Origin of the sequence: Micavibrio aeruginosavorus ARL-13 (assembly GCF_000226315.1) — a bacterium.
Taxonomy (GTDB): domain Bacteria; phylum Pseudomonadota; class Alphaproteobacteria; order Micavibrionales; family Micavibrionaceae; genus Micavibrio; species Micavibrio aeruginosavorus_B.
Genome location: NC_016026.1, coordinates 600,794 through 619,649 on the forward strand (window position 1 = coordinate 600,794; position 18,856 = coordinate 619,649).

The window sequence follows — 18,856 nt, forward strand, 5'->3', positions numbered from 1 at the left end:
CAGAACCCCATCGCGGACAGTGGCCGAGATATTTGCCGCCTATCAGGACGACAGGCAGGGCCGGGCCAGCCATGAGGGTTTGAAATATGTGTGGAAAAATATTAAGCCATATTTTGGCAACCTGACCCCGGAGCAAGTTGATCGCGGGCTTTGCCGGGATTACCGGGCATTCCGGAACAAGGCCGGAATATCAGATGGCACAATCCACCGCGAACTGGGCATGTTGCGCGCCGCCCTGCGCTGGCACGATCCGAACACCAAAGCCGTGGTTGAATTGCCGTCAAAACCAGCACCCAAAGATCGGTATTTGACCCGGGATGAATACCGGGCGTTATTGGATGCGGCGGAAACAAACCATATCCGGCTTTTCATCGTCATCGCGCTGGCCACCGCTGCGCGGGCCGGGGCCATTCTGGACATGACATGGGACCAGGTTGATTTTGACCGTGGCCTGATTCGGCTTTCGAAAGGGAAGGAATCGCGGCTTAAGGGCCGGGCAACCGTCCCGATGACGGCCCTGGCACGGGATGCGCTGGCGCAGGCCTATGAGGCAAGGGAAACGGATTGGGTGATTGAATGGGCCGGGAAGAACGTGGCATCGATTAAAACGGGGTTCAGGCTGACCGTGCGCCGGGCCGGTCTTGATGGCGTCACACCTCATGTGTTGCGCCACACGGCGGCCGTATGGATGGCTGAGGCTGGAATACCGATGTCAGAGATCGCCCAGTATCTGGGCCATACATCCACAATGGTGACGGAACGGGTTTATGCCCGATATAGCCCTGATTACCTGCGCGGGGCCGCTTCTGCCCTTGAGGTTCAAATGTAACAAATGCACCCTATTTCTTTTTGAAACAGGATGTGCTTAATGCTTTGATTATAAAGGGAAAAGGATGGTGCGCAATACAGGGATTGAACCTGTGACCCCTACGATGTCAACATAGTGCTCTACCGCTGAGCTAATTGCGCGTCTTAATCCTAACGTCCGGTGCCGGCCAATTTTGTCCGCCGTAACCGAGGGTGAAAAAACCAGAAATCGGCATCGATGACAAGTGGTTTTTTACGGGAATGCGGGCTTTATGCCGCCAAAAGCTGCCCCACCTGATCCACCAGGTCTTTCAGGTGGAAGGGTTTGGACAGGATTTTGGCGTCGTTTTCGGCCCCGTTCTCGGCGGCAACAGCCGCAAAACCCGTGATAAACATGACTTTCAGGGTGGGCGCGACGGCCACGGCCTTGCGAGACAGTTCAATCCCGTCGATTCCGGGCATCACAATGTCCGAGAGCAGCAGGTCATAGGCCGGGTCGGTTTCGATGGTTTGCAGGGCCAGGATACCGTTTTCACATAATGTGACCGTGTGCCCCGCTTTTTCCAATGCCATCGCCAGAAACTGGCGCATTGATGCGTCATCTTCGGCAATCAGAATGCGGGCCATGGGCGTATCCTTTGTGGGTGGGACGGGTGGTCAAATTACAATACGGGCCTGATGTGTCAACAGGGGGTGGTCTTGAACCAAGCCTTTCGCGCCTATATAGCAAAGGGCAGGGGAGACCATAAAGAATGACCGCCACAGGATTGATTGCCGATATTGGCGCGACCAACGCCCGCTTTGCCTTAGTTCGTAATGGGGTGCGGAATGGCGCGCTGGAGAATGTGCAGGTTTTGAAATGCGCCGATTACGCCACGATCGTGGATGCGGCGCGGGCGTATCTGGCCATGTGCGGCGCGCCGGATGTGCGGGCGGCCAGCTTTGCCATTGCCGGCCCGGTGACGGGCGACCATTTCACCATGACCAACCATCCGTGGGATTTTTCGATTGAGCAAACACGCCTTGCGTTGGGGCTCGACCATTTCACGTTGATGAATGATTTTAAGGCCGTCGCGCTGGCCATTCCGCATTTGCACGAAACGGATCGGCGGCAAATTGGTGGCACACAAACGCCAGTGAATGAATCCCCCATCGCTGTCATTGGCCCCGGTACCGGATTGGGTGTGGGGTCACTGGTCTGGGATGGACAGGCTTATCGTGCGATACCGGGTGAGGGTGGCCATGTCACCATGCCCGCAAAGACGCAGCGTGAATTTGATGTGTTTCAGGCCCTGCACGACAAATACCGCCATATATCCGCCGAGCGCGTATGTTCGGGCAAGGGGTTGGTGAATATTTACAATGCCCTGCGTATTATCGACCACCGCAATGATTTGCCGGATCGTTCACCGGAGGAGATCAGCGCGGCCGCTCTTGATGGATCCTGCACACTCTGTGCCGAGGCTCTGCGTATGATGATTGCCTTCTTGGGCAGCATTGCGGGCAATCTGGCGCTGACGCTGGGGGCGGCGGGTGGTGTGTATATTGCGGGTGGAATTTGCGCACAACTGGGCGAGGCATTTTTCCAATCCGATTTCCGCGATCAATTTGAATCCAAGGGGCGGTTCCAATCCTATCTGGCACCCATTCCAACCTATCTGATCACGCATCCCTTCATTGCCTTTATCGGGTTACAGGCTGAATTAAAGCCGTTCTTGTGCGATTAAACTCAATGATGTCGTCATCACCCGGTTTATCCGGGTGATCCATGCAGGGTTGTGGGCTGTTTATGGATTGCCCGGATAAACCGGGCAATGACGAAAAAGAGTGACCTTAGCGCTTAATCGCGGCGGCGTGTTGCATGTCTGCAAACTGGTTTGCGGCTTGATCCCATGTGTAATGGTGCAGGACGTGGGCATAGCGCCCTTCCGCTGTGCCGTGGCCCATGGCCTTGTGCGTGGCGATTTCGAGATTGTCGTCCAGCGCCCCCAGCGTGTCATCGGTGACAATATCCATCGGGCCGGGCACGGGATAGGCGGCGATGGGCAGGCCGCAGGCCATCGCCTCGATCAAGACCATGCCAAACGTATCGGTTTTGGATGGAAACACGAACACATCGCCCGCGCGGTAATGGGCGGCCAGATCGTGGCCCACCTGTTTTCCGGCAAAATGCACATTCGGATAATCACGCATTAAAGCCGGGCGATCCGGACCGTCACCGACAACAATTTTCGATCCGTCCCAATGCATGTCCAGAAAGGCGCGAATGTTTTTTTCAATCGCCACCCGGCCAACATACAGGGCCACAGGGGTTTTCATGTTTGGAATATTCGCAACCGGTGCGTTGTCATGCGTGCGGGGGTAGAAGATGTTTTTATCAATCCCGCGTGTGACGCGATGAAACGGCGTTTCAATGGCCCAGCCACGCAATTGATCCTCAATGCTTTGCGTCGTGGTCATCACAGCATGGGAATACGCATGAAATTTGCGGACCAGATAAATACAAAAATTCCGCACAGGGTTATACAAAAACGGTAAAAATTTCGCGGCGCGCAGGGCGGTGTAATCCGGGAATTGCGTGTGATAGGCAGTGGTATAAGCCCACCCACGCGAACGGCATAATCCGCGCGCGGCCCAGCCCAACGGCCCTTCGGTCGCGATATGGATGGAATCGGGTTTCAGCGCGTCAATTTTTTGCGCCAATCCCGTGCGCGGGAACATCACCAGTTCAATTTCTCGATATCCCGGCATGGGGAATCGTTTGGGAAAATCGGCGGGGCCAATCACATGCACATCATGCCCCATCCGTTCCAGATCGGGGATCATCAATTCATAGGTCCGCACCACCCCGTTGATCTGGGGCTTCCAGGCGTCGCTGATGATAACAATACGCATGCGTTGATCCTGTATCAAAGAGGGCAGATGGACATAACGGGCAAAGCGGACTAGAGTCAATATACGGTCCATTTTTATGCTATGATAAAAGCACGATGTCCTTGATGTCCTTTTCTTTTTTCAGATTTATGCGCGGCACGGCCCTGGTGGTCGGGCTGGGGGTGTTGGCATCCGGCCCCATGGCGGGTTCGGCTGTGGCCCAGGCCCCCGTTCCGGGCCTTCCGGCCTGTGATTTAGCACGCGAAGCGATCGTGAATTTAAAGAAGCCGAATTTCGGCGTTCCGGTGGTTTGGGACGGTCTGTTTGGCGATGAATCCAAATTGATGCGTTTTTCCGCCGCGACGCCGCTGCCGTCGGGCAGCGTTCTGATCGCCGGGGAACATTTGAATGAAAAATTCGAACCGCTTCAAACGTTCATTGTTGAGATGAACAGCCGCGGGCGCGGCATTGGCGAAAAACGGATTCAAGCGTTGAAGGGGGAAAAGGTCACCGACCTTGTCCCCGTTGATCATGGGTATGTGGTGGCTAGCAATATTCTGGCCGGGGCCAATGATGAAAAACAGGTGCGGCTGTCGTGGTATGATGAAACACGCACTTATATCCGTGATCTGATTTTAAAAGATGCCGCCCACGATTTTGAATCCTACACCTTATTACCCGCGAACGAAGGAAACGGATTTATCGCTGTGGTCCATGCCCGCCCGCGTCAGGGTTCGATGGATGAACACGGTATTCTCTATCGCATCAGTGCGACAGGAAAAATTTTATGGAAGCGTGCCTATCGTTCCGGCGCGGCCAGTCTGATGCACGGTATCGCCCCGGTGGGGGATAAGGGATATGTTGTAACGGGGCGTGAGCTGGCCGAAAATGGCCGGATTTCCGGTATGGCCATGGAAATCAACAATGATGGAACGCTGGTGTGGCAACAACCCTATCCGCGCGGCGTTCATGCCCTGTTGCGCAAGGCCAGCGTGCGGGACGATGGCCGCGTGGTCATGGTCGGGCAAATTACACCGTTTGGTGAAACCTATTCCACCGCCTGGGTGATGGAGGTGGATACGAATGGCGAAATATTGTGGCAACGTTATTTCCCGCTGGGTGGAAATGAAACTGACGCGCGCGGGGTTATCACCTATGACGATGGCCGCACGGTGGTGATGCTGAATGTGCGAGCGCGCAATGAATATGCTGATGATCGGGACCATATCCGGTTGCTGACCTTGTCGCCGCGCGGCGAAATCCTGCGGGATGAACCTTATGTCGAGGGACAGCATGCGCAAGCCAGCCAGATCAGCCTGGGGTATAAAAGCGAACGCGTCGTGATTGCCTTTGTTGAGGGCACCGCCGGGTCGTTGTTGCCGGACGAGGTTGTACTGATCACCGAACAGATTAAAAAACAAGGCCGCCGCACCGTTGGTGCCGATGGCAAGGTCGTTGAATCATATGTTGCGCCAGAAGAAGAAAAGATAGAAGACAAACCTGTAACGCTGCCTCCGCCGGAAACGGTGGCAACTGAAGAAAAGAAAGAGGATCCGTCCTTCCGTGGTTGGGTCTTTGTTGCAACGGCATTGGATCCGTACAAGGATCCGTGCCTGCCCCTTGAAATTCCAAGAGTACAAGACAAGTGATCGAAATCGAAGAAGACGATGACAATAACGGCGTACAAGTCACTGTATCCGATGAACTGAATGGCATGCGTCTGGACAAGGCGCTGGCGGCCTTGTGCCCCGATCATTCCCGTACACGGCTTAAGGCCCTGATCGAAGGCGGGCAGGTCACGGCGGGCGGAAAAAAGTTACGCGATGCCTCGACTCCGGTGAAGGCCGGCCTGGTGTTACAGGTCGTTGTGCCGCAAGCGGTTGAGGCAACGCCACAGCCGGAGAACATTCCGCTGGATATTGTGTACGAAGATTCCGATTTATTGGTCATCAATAAACAGGCCGGGTTGGTTGTGCATCCCGGTGCGGGAAACCCCACGGGCACGTTGGTGAATGCGTTGCTGTATCATTGCGGTGATACGCTCTCTGGCATTGGCGGCGTCATGCGCCCCGGTATCGTCCATCGCTTGGATATGGAGACAACGGGCCTGATGGTTGTGGCCAAGAACGATATCGCGCATCGCGGATTATCGGATCAATTGGCGGATCGCACGCTGCACCGTTTATACATGGCGATTGTCTGGCGCATTCCGGCGCACAAAGGTGTGGTGGACATGCCCATCGGGCGTCACCCATCCTTTCGCCAGAAAATGGCGGTGAATGTGCGCGGTGGCCGCGAAGCACGCACGCATTACAATGTGGAGCGCAGTTTCGGTGAAGCCGCATCGTTGATTACCTGCAAACTGGAATCCGGGCGCACGCACCAGATTCGTGTGCATATGACGGCCATTCGTCACCCGCTGGTGGGCGACCCGCTTTATGGCCTGCAACACAATGCGCAGGAATCATTGCTGCGAAAGGGGGGCCTCAGTCCGGAGGAGGCGGATTTCGTTCTGAAATTCCCGCGTCAGGCCCTGCATGCCCGTCATATTGGCTTTATCCACCCGGTGACAGGTGAGGAAATTGGGTTCGATGCGGAACCGCCAGCGGATATTGAAGAGCTGCTTTCTGTAATGGAAACAATAAATTAGAAATTCGCATAAAAAACCGCTTGAATTTACATAAAATTGTATGTATTCTAGAATTATGGAATACGACGTTGAGCAGGTGATCAACGGATGAGAGGCAAAAGCCTCCTGTGTGAGAGATTAAAAGAACCGCGCCGAACAATAATAGGCGGCCTGATGTGGTGGGACACAAGCGTAAAGAAGAATAACTGCGAAATTTAAAGGCGACTTTTTGAAGGGGTTCGAGAGGCGCTTTTCCAAGGTTTACCTTTGACCGATCTGGTATCGAAACTGGCCATCAACGAAAGTTGATGGCCACTTTTTTGTTTGATTTGTTGCGGTGCAGATCGTTATCTGCACATGATGGTGTTACAATGACGGTATGTTTTCTGACAATAAGACAGGATCAATCCCATGGCGTATGACGATCTCTCCCCTGAATTTCTTTCCGCGTTCCCCGACTATGATGGGCACGAAACCGTGCGCAAGATTGTCGATGCGGATACAGGGCTGACGGCTTTTATTGGCGTGCATAACCGCGCGCTGGGGCCTGCGCTGGGCGGGTGCCGTATGTATCCCTACGCAGGTGGGGAGGCGGATGCCATCCGCGACGTTTTGCGTCTCTCACGCGGGATGACATATAAAAACGCGCTGGCGGGCTTGCCGCTGGGCGGCGGGAAAAGCGTTATTCTGGGCGATCCGTTTACGCAAAAAACCCCGGCGCTGATGCGCGCCATGGGTCGGGCCGTTCAATCGCTGGAGGGTCATTACATCACCGCGGAAGATAGCGGCACCAGCGAAGCCGACATGCAGGAAATGGGAAGCGAAACATCTTACGTCGTTGGTCTGCATTTACCGCAAGGTGACACCAGTGCATTGGGGGGCAACCCGTCACCCGTCACCGCCTATGGCGTGTATATGGGGATCAAGGCGGCGGTGCGCCGCAAACACAATACGGATTCTGTTGCCGGTCTGCACGTTGTCGTGCAAGGGTTAGGGTCTGTGGGTTATGCCCTGTGCGAATATCTGCACCGTGATGGCGCCAGCCTGACCGTGACGGATACACGTCCTTCCATCCTTGACCGGGCCGTGGCCGAAATGCCGGGGACGAAAGTGGTCACGCCGGATCAGATTTTCGCGGTTGAAGGTGATATTTTCGCGCCGTGCGCGCTGGGGGCCCAGATCAATGATGAAACGGTGCCGCAATTGCGCGTGGGCATCGTGGCCGGGGCGGCCAACAACCAATTGGCGACGAAACAGCATGACGACATGCTGGCCGATCGCGGTATTTTGTATGTACCGGATTACGTCATCAATGCGGGCGGTGTGATTGCCGTGGCCTATGAATATTTCGCCCGCACGGGCCGTAACCCGTTCACCGCACCGTTGACCCGCGATGTGATGATGGATCATGTCACCGGCATTGGCCGCACCATTGATAAAATTCTGGCACTGGCCGAAACCCAAGGCCTGCCCCCGGGCCGGGCCGCGGACCGGATGGCGGAATCCATTTTCATGGCGGAAAAAATCCGGGCGTAATTCACGCAGAATAAAAAATTCATGGCGTCACCCCGGCCTGCGCCGGGATGACGGAGTCCGTGAGGTTCTATTTCTGCAACTGGTCCCAACTGCGTGAAATGGCACGGTAGGATAGCGGTTCGCTCACGTCGTACAACGGCAACGGCGTGTCCAGAGTTTGTCCCGCATTCCGGCCCAGCGGGGCAATGGTGGTGCGCATTTCGCTGCCATCCACCATACGTCGCCATGTGCCGAGCGGCAGGGTCAGGCGCAGGCCGCTATAGAGATGGGTAGTCCCGCCGAAAATATCCGGGTCTTCATCTTCGCTGGCCGTGACAAAGGCGGTAACGCGCACGCCGCTATCCATCCGTTTATCCAGCGATACCGTCGCCCCAAAATCTTCACCCAGATAACGGCCCACTTTTAACCCGGCGGTCAGGTCGCTGTCCGGAAATTCATACCAGGCATTGAAAAAGCCGGTCAGGGTTGAATCGTCCTGTAAATCCAGAACCAGATCGCTATACGGATCGCGCCGCCAGACATTCCATCCCTCCGCCCCGATGGCGAATGTTTTACCAAATGGGCGATAGAGAATTTCGCCGCCAAATCCCGCATACATTTCCTCCAGATATCCGGCCGTGAAACCGGTATGAATATCGGGGGACAGGCTGTGCATAAACGCGCCATACAGGCGATCAACGGATACCAAAGCCCCGGCGAATTCGGCGACATCACTGCGCACCGGTTTATCAACGGGCAGATATTGCGATGACAGCGATTCCAGATCATCGGAAAAGTTCAGCCGGAACCCGCCACCAACCGTAATATTTTTCGGCCAGTTCAGTTGCGTTTCCTGCACCAGCGATTCCCGGTGCAAAATGCCGCCATCTTCTTCGGACAGGCTCATTTGATTGTCCAAAATGAAGCGGAAGGACGCGAAGGGGCGGTTGGGGCTGCGGAGATCTTTCACCTTTTCGGCGTTTTGCAGGTCGGTGGGCACAATCGCGGGCATGGTCATGTTGCGCCAGATTTCCGCCGGGCTGCCATTGCGCTCCTCGCTCAGGGCGGCGGCCACATCACGGCGCACCATGCGCAAGGTCGGCCCGGTCAGGCCGTAATGGCTGGGCGTAATATAAATTTCCGCCGGGCCTTCAGGATCGACTTCGGTCAGGTGCCGCAGGGCGCGGCCAATTTGCATGCCAATCGGTAATTCGTCGTGGGCGTATAGATTGGCCCATACACCCTTATCATTCGCGCGGGTGGTTTGAATTTGAATGGTTGATGGATCTTCCGGCGAAGGTTCTTCCCATTGATAGGGCCAATCATTCAAGGCACCGGAAATATTCACGCTGGCCATGATTTTTTCACCACCCAGGATGCCAAGGCCAAAGCCCAGATGTTCGGTGGGTTGATAATGCAATCCAACCGACCACGGATCGGGCGCGTCATAACCGGGGTCGATAAGCGCCTCCGTCGAATAATCATCCGCTCCCCAATCGGCTTTCAGGGACAGGCCATTGATCGGTGTAAAATATTCCACCCCGGCGAACAGGCCGATTTTATCCCCCGTGAACCAATCATCGGGGCCGTTGGCATCTTCGCTGGTGGCATCGCGGTCGCGTTCAAAATGTGATCCGAACACTTTCAGTGGGTTGGAAAAATGCCCGGCGCTGGCCATGCGGCCCCAGCCAAGACCGCCTGTAAAGTCAAAGTTATTATAGCGTTTTGACAGGGCCAGATATTCCGCCGCCATTTGTTTATGGCCATAGGCGGACATTAAGCCCAAGGCGATTTCAGGACGATAGGCGCTTTCATTCAGCAGGCGCACTTTCAAATCCACCGCCGGATACAATCGGTCTGCGGCCTCGCGCAAATTTGAAACATATCCGTTCTGGCGCAACGTGATGTTCAGCGGGTCCGCAATTTGCATCGACAATGCGGCGGTGGCATAGGGGTCGAGTGTGGACAGATGAAACCGCATCATGCCCGATTTATCCATGCGGGCGGAGGGAACCGTATTCAATCCCAGCGATCCGGCCCAGTTCGGGCTGGGCTTTGGGTCCTTCGGTGCGGCAGGCGGCAGCAATTCCGCCCCGGCGGGGACCGGAGCACACAATAATCCAGCCATACCGATCAGCAAAGGAAGTGCGCGCAAGACGAATACAAAACGAAAAAGATGGAGAAAATGAATACACAGAAAAGTGGTTCCGTAATTCTTTCGAAATATACGATTGTAGTCAAATAAAACGGACATTATGTCATTTCATGCCTGTGGAATGTTCGGCGCGGCCTTGTATAATGGCGGACGGTTCAGTGTTTACCCTCCTTCAGGCAGGCGATTCGATGTCATCCCGACCCAGCATTCCCGATTACGATCTGTGCATCATTGGCGGTGGCGTGAACGGGGCGGGAATCGCCCGTGACGCAACCGGGCGGGGTTTGAGCGTTTTGTTGCTCGAGATTGGCGATCTGGCTGGTGCGACCAGCTCGGCCAGTTCGAAAATGATCCATGGCGGGTTGCGTTATCTGGAATATTTCGAATTCAAACTGGTGCGTGAGGCGTTGATCGAACGCGATGTCCTGCTGGGCATCGCCCCGCATATCATGTACCCGATGGATTTCATCCTGCCACACGCGCATACCATTCGCCCGGCGTGGATGATCCGGCTGGGGTTGTTCCTGTATGACCATCTGGCGCGTATTCGCCATTTTAAACGCTCCACCGCGATCAAGGTGGCGGAGGATGCGCGGTGCGCCCCGCTGAAAAATGATTACAAAACGGCGTTTACTTACGCTGATGGTTGGGTGGACGATGCCCGTCTGGTCGCATTAAATGCGGTGGATGCGGCGGAAATGGGTGCGCATATCCTGACCCATGCGGCGTGCACGGGCTTGCACGTTGAAAACGGCATCTGGCACGTTGAGATGTATGATACGGATACGGGCCAGTCGGCCACCCATACGGCCCGCATGGTTGTGAATGCGGCGGGTCCGTGGGTGCGCGATATTCTGGATGGATCGCAACTGACCATCCCCGGAAAAACACCGAATGTCCGTTTGGTAAAGGGCAGCCATATTGTCGTGCCGAAATTGTATGACGGATCGCAGGCCTTCAACTTGCAACAACCGGACCGTCGCGTCATTTTTGTGATTCCGTATCAGGATAAATACACCTTGATCGGCACCACCGACATCGATCATCCGGATGATACGCAAGCCCCGGAAATATCGCCGGAAGAAACGCAATATCTGTGTGATTGCGTGAACCGTTATTTCAAATCATCCATTGCGCCATCCGATGTGGTCTGGAGCTATAGCGGCGTGCGTCCCTTGTTTGACGATGGGCGGGGTAAAGCCAGCAAGGTCACGCGCGATTATCGCCTGATTCTGGATACGGACCATGGCGCGCCGATTCTCTCGGTCTTTGGCGGGAAAATCACAACTTATCGCCATCTGGCACAGGAAGCGGTGAATAAATTGATCCGGTTCTGGCCGAATTATGCGGCGGCGCGTGGTATGGATACCATCAAACCATGGACGCATACGATGCACCTGCCCGGTGGGGATATTGGTGATGATGGTATGGATGCGTTTATCGCCGAACGCACCCGTCGTTATAAATTTTTACCCGCCACTGTGGTGCGGCGTTATGCCACCACCTATGGCACACGTATGGACCGCATTCTGGCCGAGGCCACGGATCTGGACTCGCTGGGGCGGCATTTCGGTGATGGCGTGTATATGGCCGAAATCAATTATCTGATCCAGAATGAATGGGTTAAATGCGCGGATGATATGCTGTGGCGCCGGACAAAACTGGGCCTACACATCAGTGATGAAACGCGGACGGCGATTGAGCAGTATTTTGAGGGCCATCCGGTCTCATCGCAGACGGCCCGTGGTGCCAACGTGACGCGACAGATTCATTAAGGGGTGATTTGAAGATGCAAAAGACAACCATCCTCGCCATCGATCAGGGCACGACATCATCCCGCGCGATTTTATTCTCCGCCAGCGGTGACATTCTGGCCGTGCGTCAAAAGGAACTGGAATTATTCTATCCCCATAATGGCTGGGTGGAACAGGACCCGGTGAATATCTGGAACGATACGCTCTGGGCCTGTCGCGCCGTGATGGAGGATTCACCGGATGCGGCGGCGAATATTGCCGCCATCGGTATCACCAATCAACGCGAAACCACGATTGTTTGGGACCGCAAAACGGGCGAACCGGTTTATCGCGCCATCGTTTGGCAAGACCGCCGCACCGCCGATCTGTGCCAGAAATTGAAGAAAGCCGGGCACGAGGATGCCGTGCGCTCCAAAACCGGGCTTTTGCTCGATCCGTATTTTTCGGGCACGAAACTGGCGTGGATCTTGGACAATGTTCCCGGTGTTCGCAAACGGGCCGATGCCGGGGATCTGGCCTTTGGTACGGTGGATTGTTATTTGCTGTGGAAATTGACGGGTGGGCGTGTGCATGCCACCGATGCCACCAATGCCGCACGCACGATGCTCTATAACATTGTGACGCAAGAATGGGACGATGATCTGCTCCGCCTGCTGAATATCCCGCGTGGCTTGTTGCCCGATGTGCGCGATAACGTGGCCGATTTTGGGGCAACCGATCCGGCTTTGCTGGGACGCTCTTTCACCATTGGCGGTATGGCGGGTGACCAGCAGGCCGCTGTGGTGGGGCAGGCGTGCTTCCATGATGGCATGGTGAAATCCACCTATGGCACCGGATGTTTTGCGCTGATGAATATTGGCGGTACGTTCCGGGAATCGAAAAACCGCCTTCTGACCACGCCGGCCTATCGTTTGAACGGTGATATTACTTACGCGATTGAGGGGTCCATTTTCGTCTCTGGTGCCGCCGTGCAATGGCTGCGCGATGGACTGGGCCTGTTCCGGCAGGCGTCGGAAAGCGAAGGGCTGGCAACATCCGTTGCCGATACCAATGGCGTTTACCTTGTCCCGGCCTTCACCGGCATGGGTGCCCCGTATTGGGATGCGGATGCGCGCGGGCTGCTCTGTGGTATTACGCGCGACGTCACCGCCGCCCATATCACCCGCGCCGCGTTAGAGGCCCAAGCCTATCAAACCCGCGATCTGATCGGCGCGATGGAGGCGGACACAGGCAAAAAAATCGACATTATCCGCGCCGATGGCGGATTGGTGGCGAATAAATTCGTCTGCCAATTCCTGGCCGACATCCTGAATTGCCCCGTCGATATTCCCCGCGTGGCCGAAACAACGGCCCTGGGCGCGGCGTACCTGGCCGGGTTACAGGCGGGCGTTTATAACGGTCTGGATGATATCACCAACGCCTGGCACGCCGTTCGCCATTACGCCCCATCCATGGATGTTGATACGCGGGATGATTTGTACGCCGGATGGCGTAAGGCGGTGGAAAGGACGCTGCTCTAGATGGATGATATTGCGATTGATAAAAACCGGAATTTAAGACTGTCATTGTTGGCTTTCTTTGGCCCATTCCTTGTTCTTCTTTGTGATGGGATGTTTGCGTCGGTTTTTAAGTTCAGTCTTTTGTTCAACGGGCTTGAGAAGGTTGGCGTATCCGACGGGTCGCTTTTAATTCTTTGTTTTGTTCCAAGTGTCATCGCTGTGTTCAGGATGGAGATTGGGCTGGCTATGAAATTGGCGGGTCTGTTGTTGGGTGGCTTGGTTATTTCGCCTTTTTTGTTTGTGGCTGTTCTGATGGCGGGATGTTTGTTTGGCGGCCGGTGTTTTTAATTTTCTCTGACCTGCAACAATAAAAAACCGCCCAAACCACAATGTGGGGGCGGACGGTAGAGAGATGGTGCCCGAGGGCGGATTTGAACCACCGACACGGCGATTTTCAGTCGCCTGCTCTACCAACTGAGCTACTCGGGCCCGCTTCGAAAAACGGATTATGGGCTTATACAGGTCTGAAACCGGAATGTCCAGAGGGTTTTATATGAAATATTTCAAAGATTTGCCGGATCGGGTCAGGCGGTTTTAGTCGAATTTCGTGTAAAACCGGTCGTGCAACGGCGGGGTGCGGCGGCTGCGGGTGATTTCCATCAGGCCCATGGGTGAAAAACCGTGAATTTGGACGGTGCACGGGTCGGTGCCGATGGCATCTTCCATCGCACGGCGCAGGGCGTCTTGTTCATCCTTGCTTTTCAGCCGAATAAAATCAATCAGGATCATGCCGCCCAGATTGCGGATGCGGATCTGGCGCGCAATTTCGATGGCGGCCTCGATATTGATGGCCAGATTGGATCGTTTGTCGCCGCCACGGTTTACATCAATCGCGGTCAGGGCGGCGGTTTTCTCGATAATCACGCTGCCGCCGTTTTCGAGGACCATATAAGGCTGAAACAAATCTTCGATCTGGCCCATAATGTCGCGCTCATCGAACAGGGCCATATCCTCTTCGCCGTTTTCCAGTTCGACGGCCTGAATTTTGGTGACCAGATCGGGAGCGAAAATTTCACACCATTCTTCGGCGTATTGATAATGGTCCATGGTGGCCACTTCGATACGATTGATCCGGCCGATCGATTGGTCGCTTAACGTCCGTTGCACGGAATCGGGGCCGAGCATGAGCAGGGTGGGTTCAACCCCCGTAAAATGTTCCTGCACCTGTTCCCAGATCGCACGCAAAATTTCGGCTTCGCGCGTCAAAATAACCGTTTGTGTGTCGGCGGCAGCGGCGCGCAGGATATAGCCATGCATTTCATGGAAAGAATCCAGCATGGTCTTTAATTGATCGCGCATCTGTTTATTGCGAATGCGTGATGATACACGGTTTTCCCGGCCCAACGGCGTGTGGATTAAATAGCGGCCCGGTAAAGCGATGTTCATGGTCAGGCGGGGAATTTTCTCCTCGCTGTGCGGGAACATTTCGTCATCTTGTTTGGGGACGTATCCGGATTTAGCCTGTACCGCGATCATTTGTCCGGCTTGCAGGATTTTACCAATAGCGACATCGCCACCCCGGCGGATTTTTCCGTCCGGTTCCTGCAAATACACATCGGCGTTGTTCAGGATGCCCTTGTTCTGCCCGTCCAGATCGACGAACACGGCGTCCAATGCGGCATCAATGCGGAAGACGCGGCCCCAGTAAATGGAGCCCCAGCGGACTTCTTCATGCACCGGATCGACCTCGAGCCCGACCAGACGGTTTTTCTCCATCGTGGCGACCCACAGGCTGCCATCCAGCTCTTCGATCAGAATGTCAACGCCACTGGCCATGCTTAATCCTGACTGTACCCTGCACGATTCAACAGACGCATTGTATCATACAGGGACAACCCGACAATTGTGGAGTATGACCCGCTGATAAAGGGAATGAATGCGGCGGCGCGGCCCTGAATGGCGTAACCGCCCGCCTTGCCGTGCCATTCGCCACTGGCGATATAGGATTCGGCTTCAACGCGGGACAGGGCCTTGATCCGCACGATGGTGTTGGTGATGGCCGTGTGCTCCGTGCCATCCGCGCCAATCACGCAAATGCCGTTATAAACACGGTGGCGACGGCCGGAGAGGATTTTCAAACATTCGCGCGCTTGCGCTTCGCTCTCGGCCTTGGGCAAAATGCGGCGGCCACAGGCGACGACCGTATCGGCGGCAAGAACGATGGATGCGGGGTGTTTGGCGGCCACGGCGCGGGCTTTCTCAATCGCCAGGCGCAACGCGTGCGCGTCCGGCGTTTCCGCCTTCAACGGCGTTTCATCAAGATCAGCGGGGGCGATGTGATCGGGGGTAATGCCCATCTGGGCCAGAAGGTCCAGACGGCGCGGCGACGCCGAGGCCAAAACCAACGGCGCGCGGTTTAGATTATTTTTCACGGAAAATAATGCGGCCTTTGGTCAGGTCATACGGGGTCATTTCAACAACGACCGTATCACCCGCCAGAACGCGAATGCGGTTCTTACGCATCTTGCCCGCCGTGTGGGCCAGAATTTCGTGGTTGTTTTCGAGTTTGACGCGGAACATTGCGTTGGGAAGAACTTCCAACACCGTTCCCTTAAACTCCATCAGATCTTCTTTTGCCATTCAGTCCAAATTCCAAAAAGTGCTTTAAAACAGACGGTTATTTAACGCAATCCGGGGCCGTTTGCAACCCGAAGCCTATAAAATCGGCCCACGACCCCCATAAAGCGCACAAATCAGGGTGAAAAGGCGCCGGGCAGTTTCAAAATCCATGGAAATCCGGTCTTTTAACCGGTCCTGAAGCAGTTCGGCCCCTTCGTTATGCAGGCCGCGGCGGCCCATATCGATGGCCTCCAATCGCATATGGTGACCGTCCCGGCGGGCGGTTTCATAACTTTCAATCATCATGAAATAGTCGCGGATCAGCCGGGCATAGGGGCGCAAGGACAGGACCAAGGTGGGCAAGGACAGGCCATTGGCATCGGTTAATTCCATGACCAGCCGGTTATCCTGAATCGACAGGGTCAGGTCGAATGGACCCGGCGCATCGGTGCCCAGCGGAGAAAAATTATTCTTGGTCGCCAGCCCATCCAGCGCACTTTTACGTTCACAGGACAGCGACCCGGTTTCATCACATTCTTTTAATGTGATGTTTGCAATGCTCATGCCGACGCAACGCGCTCGATATCCGCGCCAACGGCGGACAGTTTTTCAACCAGACGTTCATATCCGCGGTCCAGGTGATAGATGCGGTTGACGTATGTATCGCCATCGGCGACCAGACCAGCCAGAACCAACGCAACGGACGCGCGCAAATCGGTGGCCATAACCTCGGCCCCCTTCAAACGTTTCACACCGCGCACGATGGCGGACCCGTTATGCACGGTGATATTCGCGCCCATGCGGCACAGTTCCGGAACGTGCATGAAACGGTTTTCAAAAATCGTTTCCGTGACCATGCCCGCGCCCTCGCATTGGGTCAGCATGGTCATAAATTGTGCCTGCATATCGGTGGGGAAACCGGGGTAGGGCTCGGTCATAATATCCGTGCCCTTCAACGGCGTGCCGTTGCGGCTGACGATGACGCCGCTGCCATCCGCGCTGTCTTCGATATGGACACCAGCGGCTTTCAACGGGCCGACCAGGGCCTTCAAATGTTCCAGTCGCGCACGTTTCAGGGTCAGTGACCCGCCCGTCAATGCAACGGCAATCATAAACGTGCCGGTTTCAATGCGGTCCGGTACGACCGGGTGCAAGGCGTCGTGCAGTTTTTCAACACCGCGAATGGTGATGGTATCGGTTCCATGACCGGAAATATCCGCGCCCATGGCGATCAGGCATTCGGCCAGATCGACAATCTCCGGCTCTTTCGCCGCGTTGTACAGTTTGGTTTCACCCTTGGCCAGTGTTGCGGCCATCATGATGTTCTCGGTCGCGCCCACGGATACTTTGGGAAAGGTGATTTCCGCGCCCTTCAATCCGCCGGGGGCTTTGGCGTGTACATATCCGCCATCCAGTTCGATTTTTGCGCCCATGGCTTCCAGCCCCATGATGTGGAGGTCGATCGGGCGTGTGCCGATCGCGCATCCACCCGGCAGGGATACGGTGGCCGTGCCCGTGCGCGCAACCAGCGGACCCATAACCAGAATGCTGGCACGCATTTTACGCACCAGTTCGTAATCGGCGTGGGTGTCGCTGATTTGCGTGGCCTGCATGATCATCGCGCCATCATCGTTGGTGGCGATCGCAACGCCCAGGCTTTCCAAAACCTGGCGCAGGGTTTTAATGTCCTGCAACCCGGTCGGCACGTTGGTCAGGCGCAGCGGTTCCGCACTCAGCAAGCACGCGCACATCAGCGGCAGGGCTGCGTTCTTGGCACCGGAAATTTCAATGGTGCCATTCAGGCGGTTACCACCGCCAACGCGAATTTTATCCATGCCCTTTTTCTCCGGCGATGTTTCTGCGCTGTTATCGGCAACGGCCTGTGCGGATTGTGTCGGTGTCATGTCGGTGCTTTCTTGGTGTCTGAATTACAGGCGCGGCAATGTGACGCCACGTTGGCCCATATATTTACCGCTGCGGTCAGCGTAGCTGACTTCGCATGCATCCGATCCCTTGAAGAACAGGAACTGGCACAGCCCTTCGTTCGCGTAAATTTTCGCGGGCAGGGGGGTGGTGTTGGAAATTTCCAATGTCACATGGCCTTCCCAACCCGGTTCCAGCGGTGTGACATTCACGATCAGACCGCAGCGTGCATAGGTGCTTTTGCCCAGGCAGATGACCAGAACATCCTTTGGAATGCGGAAATATTCCACCGTGCGGGTCAGCACGAAGCTGTTGGGTGGAATGACGCACACGTCGGTTTTGCGTTCAACGAAGCTCTGGTTCGAAAAATTCTTCGGGTCGACGATGGCGTTGTCGATATTGGTGAAGATCATGAAATCGTCGGAGCAGCGCGCGTCATAACCATAGGATGACAGGCCGTACGAAATCACGCCCTCGCGGGTTTGTTTTTCCACGAACGGTTCGATCATGCCCTCGTTCTGCGCCAGCCAGCGGATCTGGTGGTCGGCCAGAATGCCGGGAATGGCATCGGCGCCCACGTTTGCGGCCAGCTTTTCAATATCTTTCAGGGCGTGTTCGGCGGTCATGTCTTACTGGTCCTTCTCGGTCTTGTCGTTATTCTGGTCTGCAATTTGTTCTGCGCGCTCGCGGCTTTGTCCTTTGCGACGGGCCAGATTTTGGCGCAGGGCTTCGGCTCGCTTTTCGGCTTTCGCCCTGTCTGCGGCCAGCGTCGCGGCGTTTCTGGTTTGATTCGTCATAAGGGTCGAATCCTGTCATCGTTTTTGGGAAACACGGTTTTTATAGCGTCCAAACCCCCTTTGGACCAGTAAAAACCGGATTTTCCGCCCGGTTATCCGCCATTTTGCAGGTTTCATGGTCCTGTAATATGGTGCTGGACACCGGGGAATGAATGGGTTAGAAGTTTGCCCGGTTTCAAACGACCGTTTCCCCGGCGCGCTGCCGTAGCTCAGTGGTAGAGCACTCCCTTGGTAAGGGAGAGGTCGAGAGTTCAATCCTCTCTGGCAGCACCATTTTCCCTTTA

Annotated in this window: 18 protein-coding genes and 3 tRNA genes; 9 read left to right on the top strand and 12 right to left on the bottom strand. The window is 55.4% G+C overall.

The genetic code is table 11. The features are described from left to right. The first annotated feature begins 19 nt into the window (after positions 1-19). Positions 20-829 carry a tyrosine-type recombinase/integrase gene (locus tag MICA_RS02790; RefSeq protein ID WP_014102160.1) on the top strand — a complete coding sequence of 270 codons (810 nt, stop codon included), beginning with the start codon at positions 20-22 and terminating at the stop codon, positions 827-829. A 65-nt stretch (positions 830-894) separates the two neighbouring features. On the opposite strand, the gene MICA_RS02795 is transcribed toward MICA_RS02790, so the two are convergent. Beyond that, positions 895-969: transfer RNA gene (locus tag MICA_RS02795), tRNA-Val, on the bottom strand. 108 nt (positions 970-1,077) lie between these two features. Then, positions 1,078-1,434 carry a response regulator gene (locus MICA_RS02800; RefSeq protein ID WP_014102161.1) on the bottom strand — a complete coding sequence of 119 codons (357 nt, stop codon included), beginning with the start codon at positions 1,432-1,434 and terminating at the stop codon, positions 1,078-1,080. A 125-nt stretch (positions 1,435-1,559) separates the two neighbouring features. On the opposite strand from MICA_RS02800, the gene glk reads away from it, so the two are divergent. Beyond that, positions 1,560-2,534: a glucokinase gene (glk, locus tag MICA_RS02805; protein WP_014102162.1), complete on the top strand. Its 975-nt coding sequence runs from the start codon at positions 1,560-1,562 to the stop codon at positions 2,532-2,534. Between the two features lie 106 nt (positions 2,535-2,640). Here the strand turns inward: glk and MICA_RS02810 are convergent, their stop codons facing one another. Then, complete coding sequence (locus tag MICA_RS02810) at positions 2,641-3,702, bottom strand: glycosyltransferase family 4 protein (RefSeq protein WP_014102163.1); 1,062 nt, start codon at positions 3,700-3,702, stop codon at positions 2,641-2,643. A 104-nt stretch (positions 3,703-3,806) separates the two neighbouring features. Here MICA_RS02810 and MICA_RS02815 point away from each other — a divergent pair, with 104 nt between their 5' ends. The 3 genes from MICA_RS02815 (at position 3,807) to MICA_RS02825 (ending at position 7,846) form a co-directional block, all read left to right on the top strand. After that, positions 3,807-5,330, top strand: a complete 1,524-nt coding sequence (locus tag MICA_RS02815) for a PQQ-binding-like beta-propeller repeat protein (protein ID WP_148260411.1) — start codon at positions 3,807-3,809, stop codon at positions 5,328-5,330. After that, positions 5,327-6,331, top strand: coding sequence for an RluA family pseudouridine synthase (locus MICA_RS02820; RefSeq protein ID WP_014102165.1), 1,005 nt, complete (start codon positions 5,327-5,329; stop codon positions 6,329-6,331). The genes MICA_RS02815 and MICA_RS02820 overlap by 4 nt, the downstream gene beginning before the upstream one ends. Before the next feature lie 390 nt (positions 6,332-6,721). Further along, positions 6,722-7,846, top strand: a complete 1,125-nt coding sequence (locus MICA_RS02825; protein ID WP_014102166.1) for a Glu/Leu/Phe/Val family dehydrogenase — start codon at positions 6,722-6,724, stop codon at positions 7,844-7,846. A gap of 67 nt (positions 7,847-7,913) precedes the next feature. Here MICA_RS02825 and MICA_RS02830 read toward each other — a convergent pair whose 3' ends face one another. After that, positions 7,914-9,953 carry a YjbH domain-containing protein gene (locus MICA_RS02830; RefSeq protein WP_014102167.1) on the bottom strand — a complete coding sequence of 680 codons (2,040 nt, stop codon included), beginning with the start codon at positions 9,951-9,953 and terminating at the stop codon, positions 7,914-7,916. 215 nt (positions 9,954-10,168) lie between these two features. On the opposite strand from MICA_RS02830, the gene glpD reads away from it, so the two are divergent. Genes glpD through MICA_RS02845 form a run of 3 tightly spaced genes read left to right on the top strand, consistent with a single transcriptional unit; the run spans position 10,169 to position 13,581 of the window. After that, complete coding sequence (glpD, locus tag MICA_RS02835; RefSeq protein WP_014102168.1) at positions 10,169-11,755, top strand: glycerol-3-phosphate dehydrogenase; 1,587 nt, start codon at positions 10,169-10,171, stop codon at positions 11,753-11,755. 14 nt (positions 11,756-11,769) lie between these two features. Beyond that, positions 11,770-13,254 carry a glycerol kinase GlpK gene (glpK, locus tag MICA_RS02840; RefSeq protein WP_014102169.1) on the top strand — a complete coding sequence of 495 codons (1,485 nt, stop codon included), beginning with the start codon at positions 11,770-11,772 and terminating at the stop codon, positions 13,252-13,254. Then, positions 13,255-13,581, top strand: a complete 327-nt coding sequence (locus tag MICA_RS02845; protein WP_014102170.1) for a hypothetical protein — start codon at positions 13,255-13,257, stop codon at positions 13,579-13,581. 65 nt (positions 13,582-13,646) lie between these two features. Here the strand turns inward: MICA_RS02845 and MICA_RS02850 are convergent. The 8 genes from MICA_RS02850 to MICA_RS12230 form a co-directional block, all read right to left on the bottom strand. Then, positions 13,647-13,722 (bottom strand) — tRNA-Phe (locus MICA_RS02850). A 105-nt stretch (positions 13,723-13,827) separates the two neighbouring features. Further along, the gene (locus MICA_RS02855) at positions 13,828-15,069 is read right to left on the bottom strand and encodes a ribonuclease E/G (RefSeq protein ID WP_014102171.1); all 1,242 of its coding nucleotides are present in this window, start codon (positions 15,067-15,069) and stop codon (positions 13,828-13,830) included. 2 nt (positions 15,070-15,071) lie between these two features. Further along, positions 15,072-15,665, bottom strand: coding sequence for a Maf family protein (locus MICA_RS02860; RefSeq protein WP_041793763.1), 594 nt, complete (start codon positions 15,663-15,665; stop codon positions 15,072-15,074). After that, positions 15,655-15,873, bottom strand: a complete 219-nt coding sequence (infA, locus tag MICA_RS02865; protein ID WP_014102173.1) for a translation initiation factor IF-1 — start codon at positions 15,871-15,873, stop codon at positions 15,655-15,657. Before infA ends, MICA_RS02860 begins: the two co-directional genes overlap by 11 nt. Before the next feature lie 75 nt (positions 15,874-15,948). Beyond that, complete coding sequence (locus tag MICA_RS02870; protein ID WP_014102174.1) at positions 15,949-16,416, bottom strand: UPF0262 family protein; 468 nt, start codon at positions 16,414-16,416, stop codon at positions 15,949-15,951. After that, positions 16,413-17,687 carry a UDP-N-acetylglucosamine 1-carboxyvinyltransferase gene (gene murA / locus MICA_RS02875; RefSeq protein ID WP_014102175.1) on the bottom strand — a complete coding sequence of 425 codons (1,275 nt, stop codon included), beginning with the start codon at positions 17,685-17,687 and terminating at the stop codon, positions 16,413-16,415. The genes MICA_RS02870 and murA overlap by 4 nt, the downstream gene beginning before the upstream one ends. Positions 17,688-17,780: 93 nt before the next feature. Then, complete coding sequence (gene dcd, locus MICA_RS02880; protein WP_014102176.1) at positions 17,781-18,401, bottom strand: dCTP deaminase; 621 nt, start codon at positions 18,399-18,401, stop codon at positions 17,781-17,783. A 3-nt stretch (positions 18,402-18,404) separates the two neighbouring features. Continuing rightward, positions 18,405-18,572: a hypothetical protein gene (locus MICA_RS12230; RefSeq protein WP_014102177.1), complete on the bottom strand. Its 168-nt coding sequence runs from the start codon at positions 18,570-18,572 to the stop codon at positions 18,405-18,407. Between the two features lie 198 nt (positions 18,573-18,770). On the opposite strand from MICA_RS12230, the gene MICA_RS02885 reads away from it, so the two are divergent. Further along, a tRNA-Thr gene (locus MICA_RS02885) sits at positions 18,771-18,845 on the top strand. The last annotated feature ends 11 nt before the right edge of the window (positions 18,846-18,856 follow it).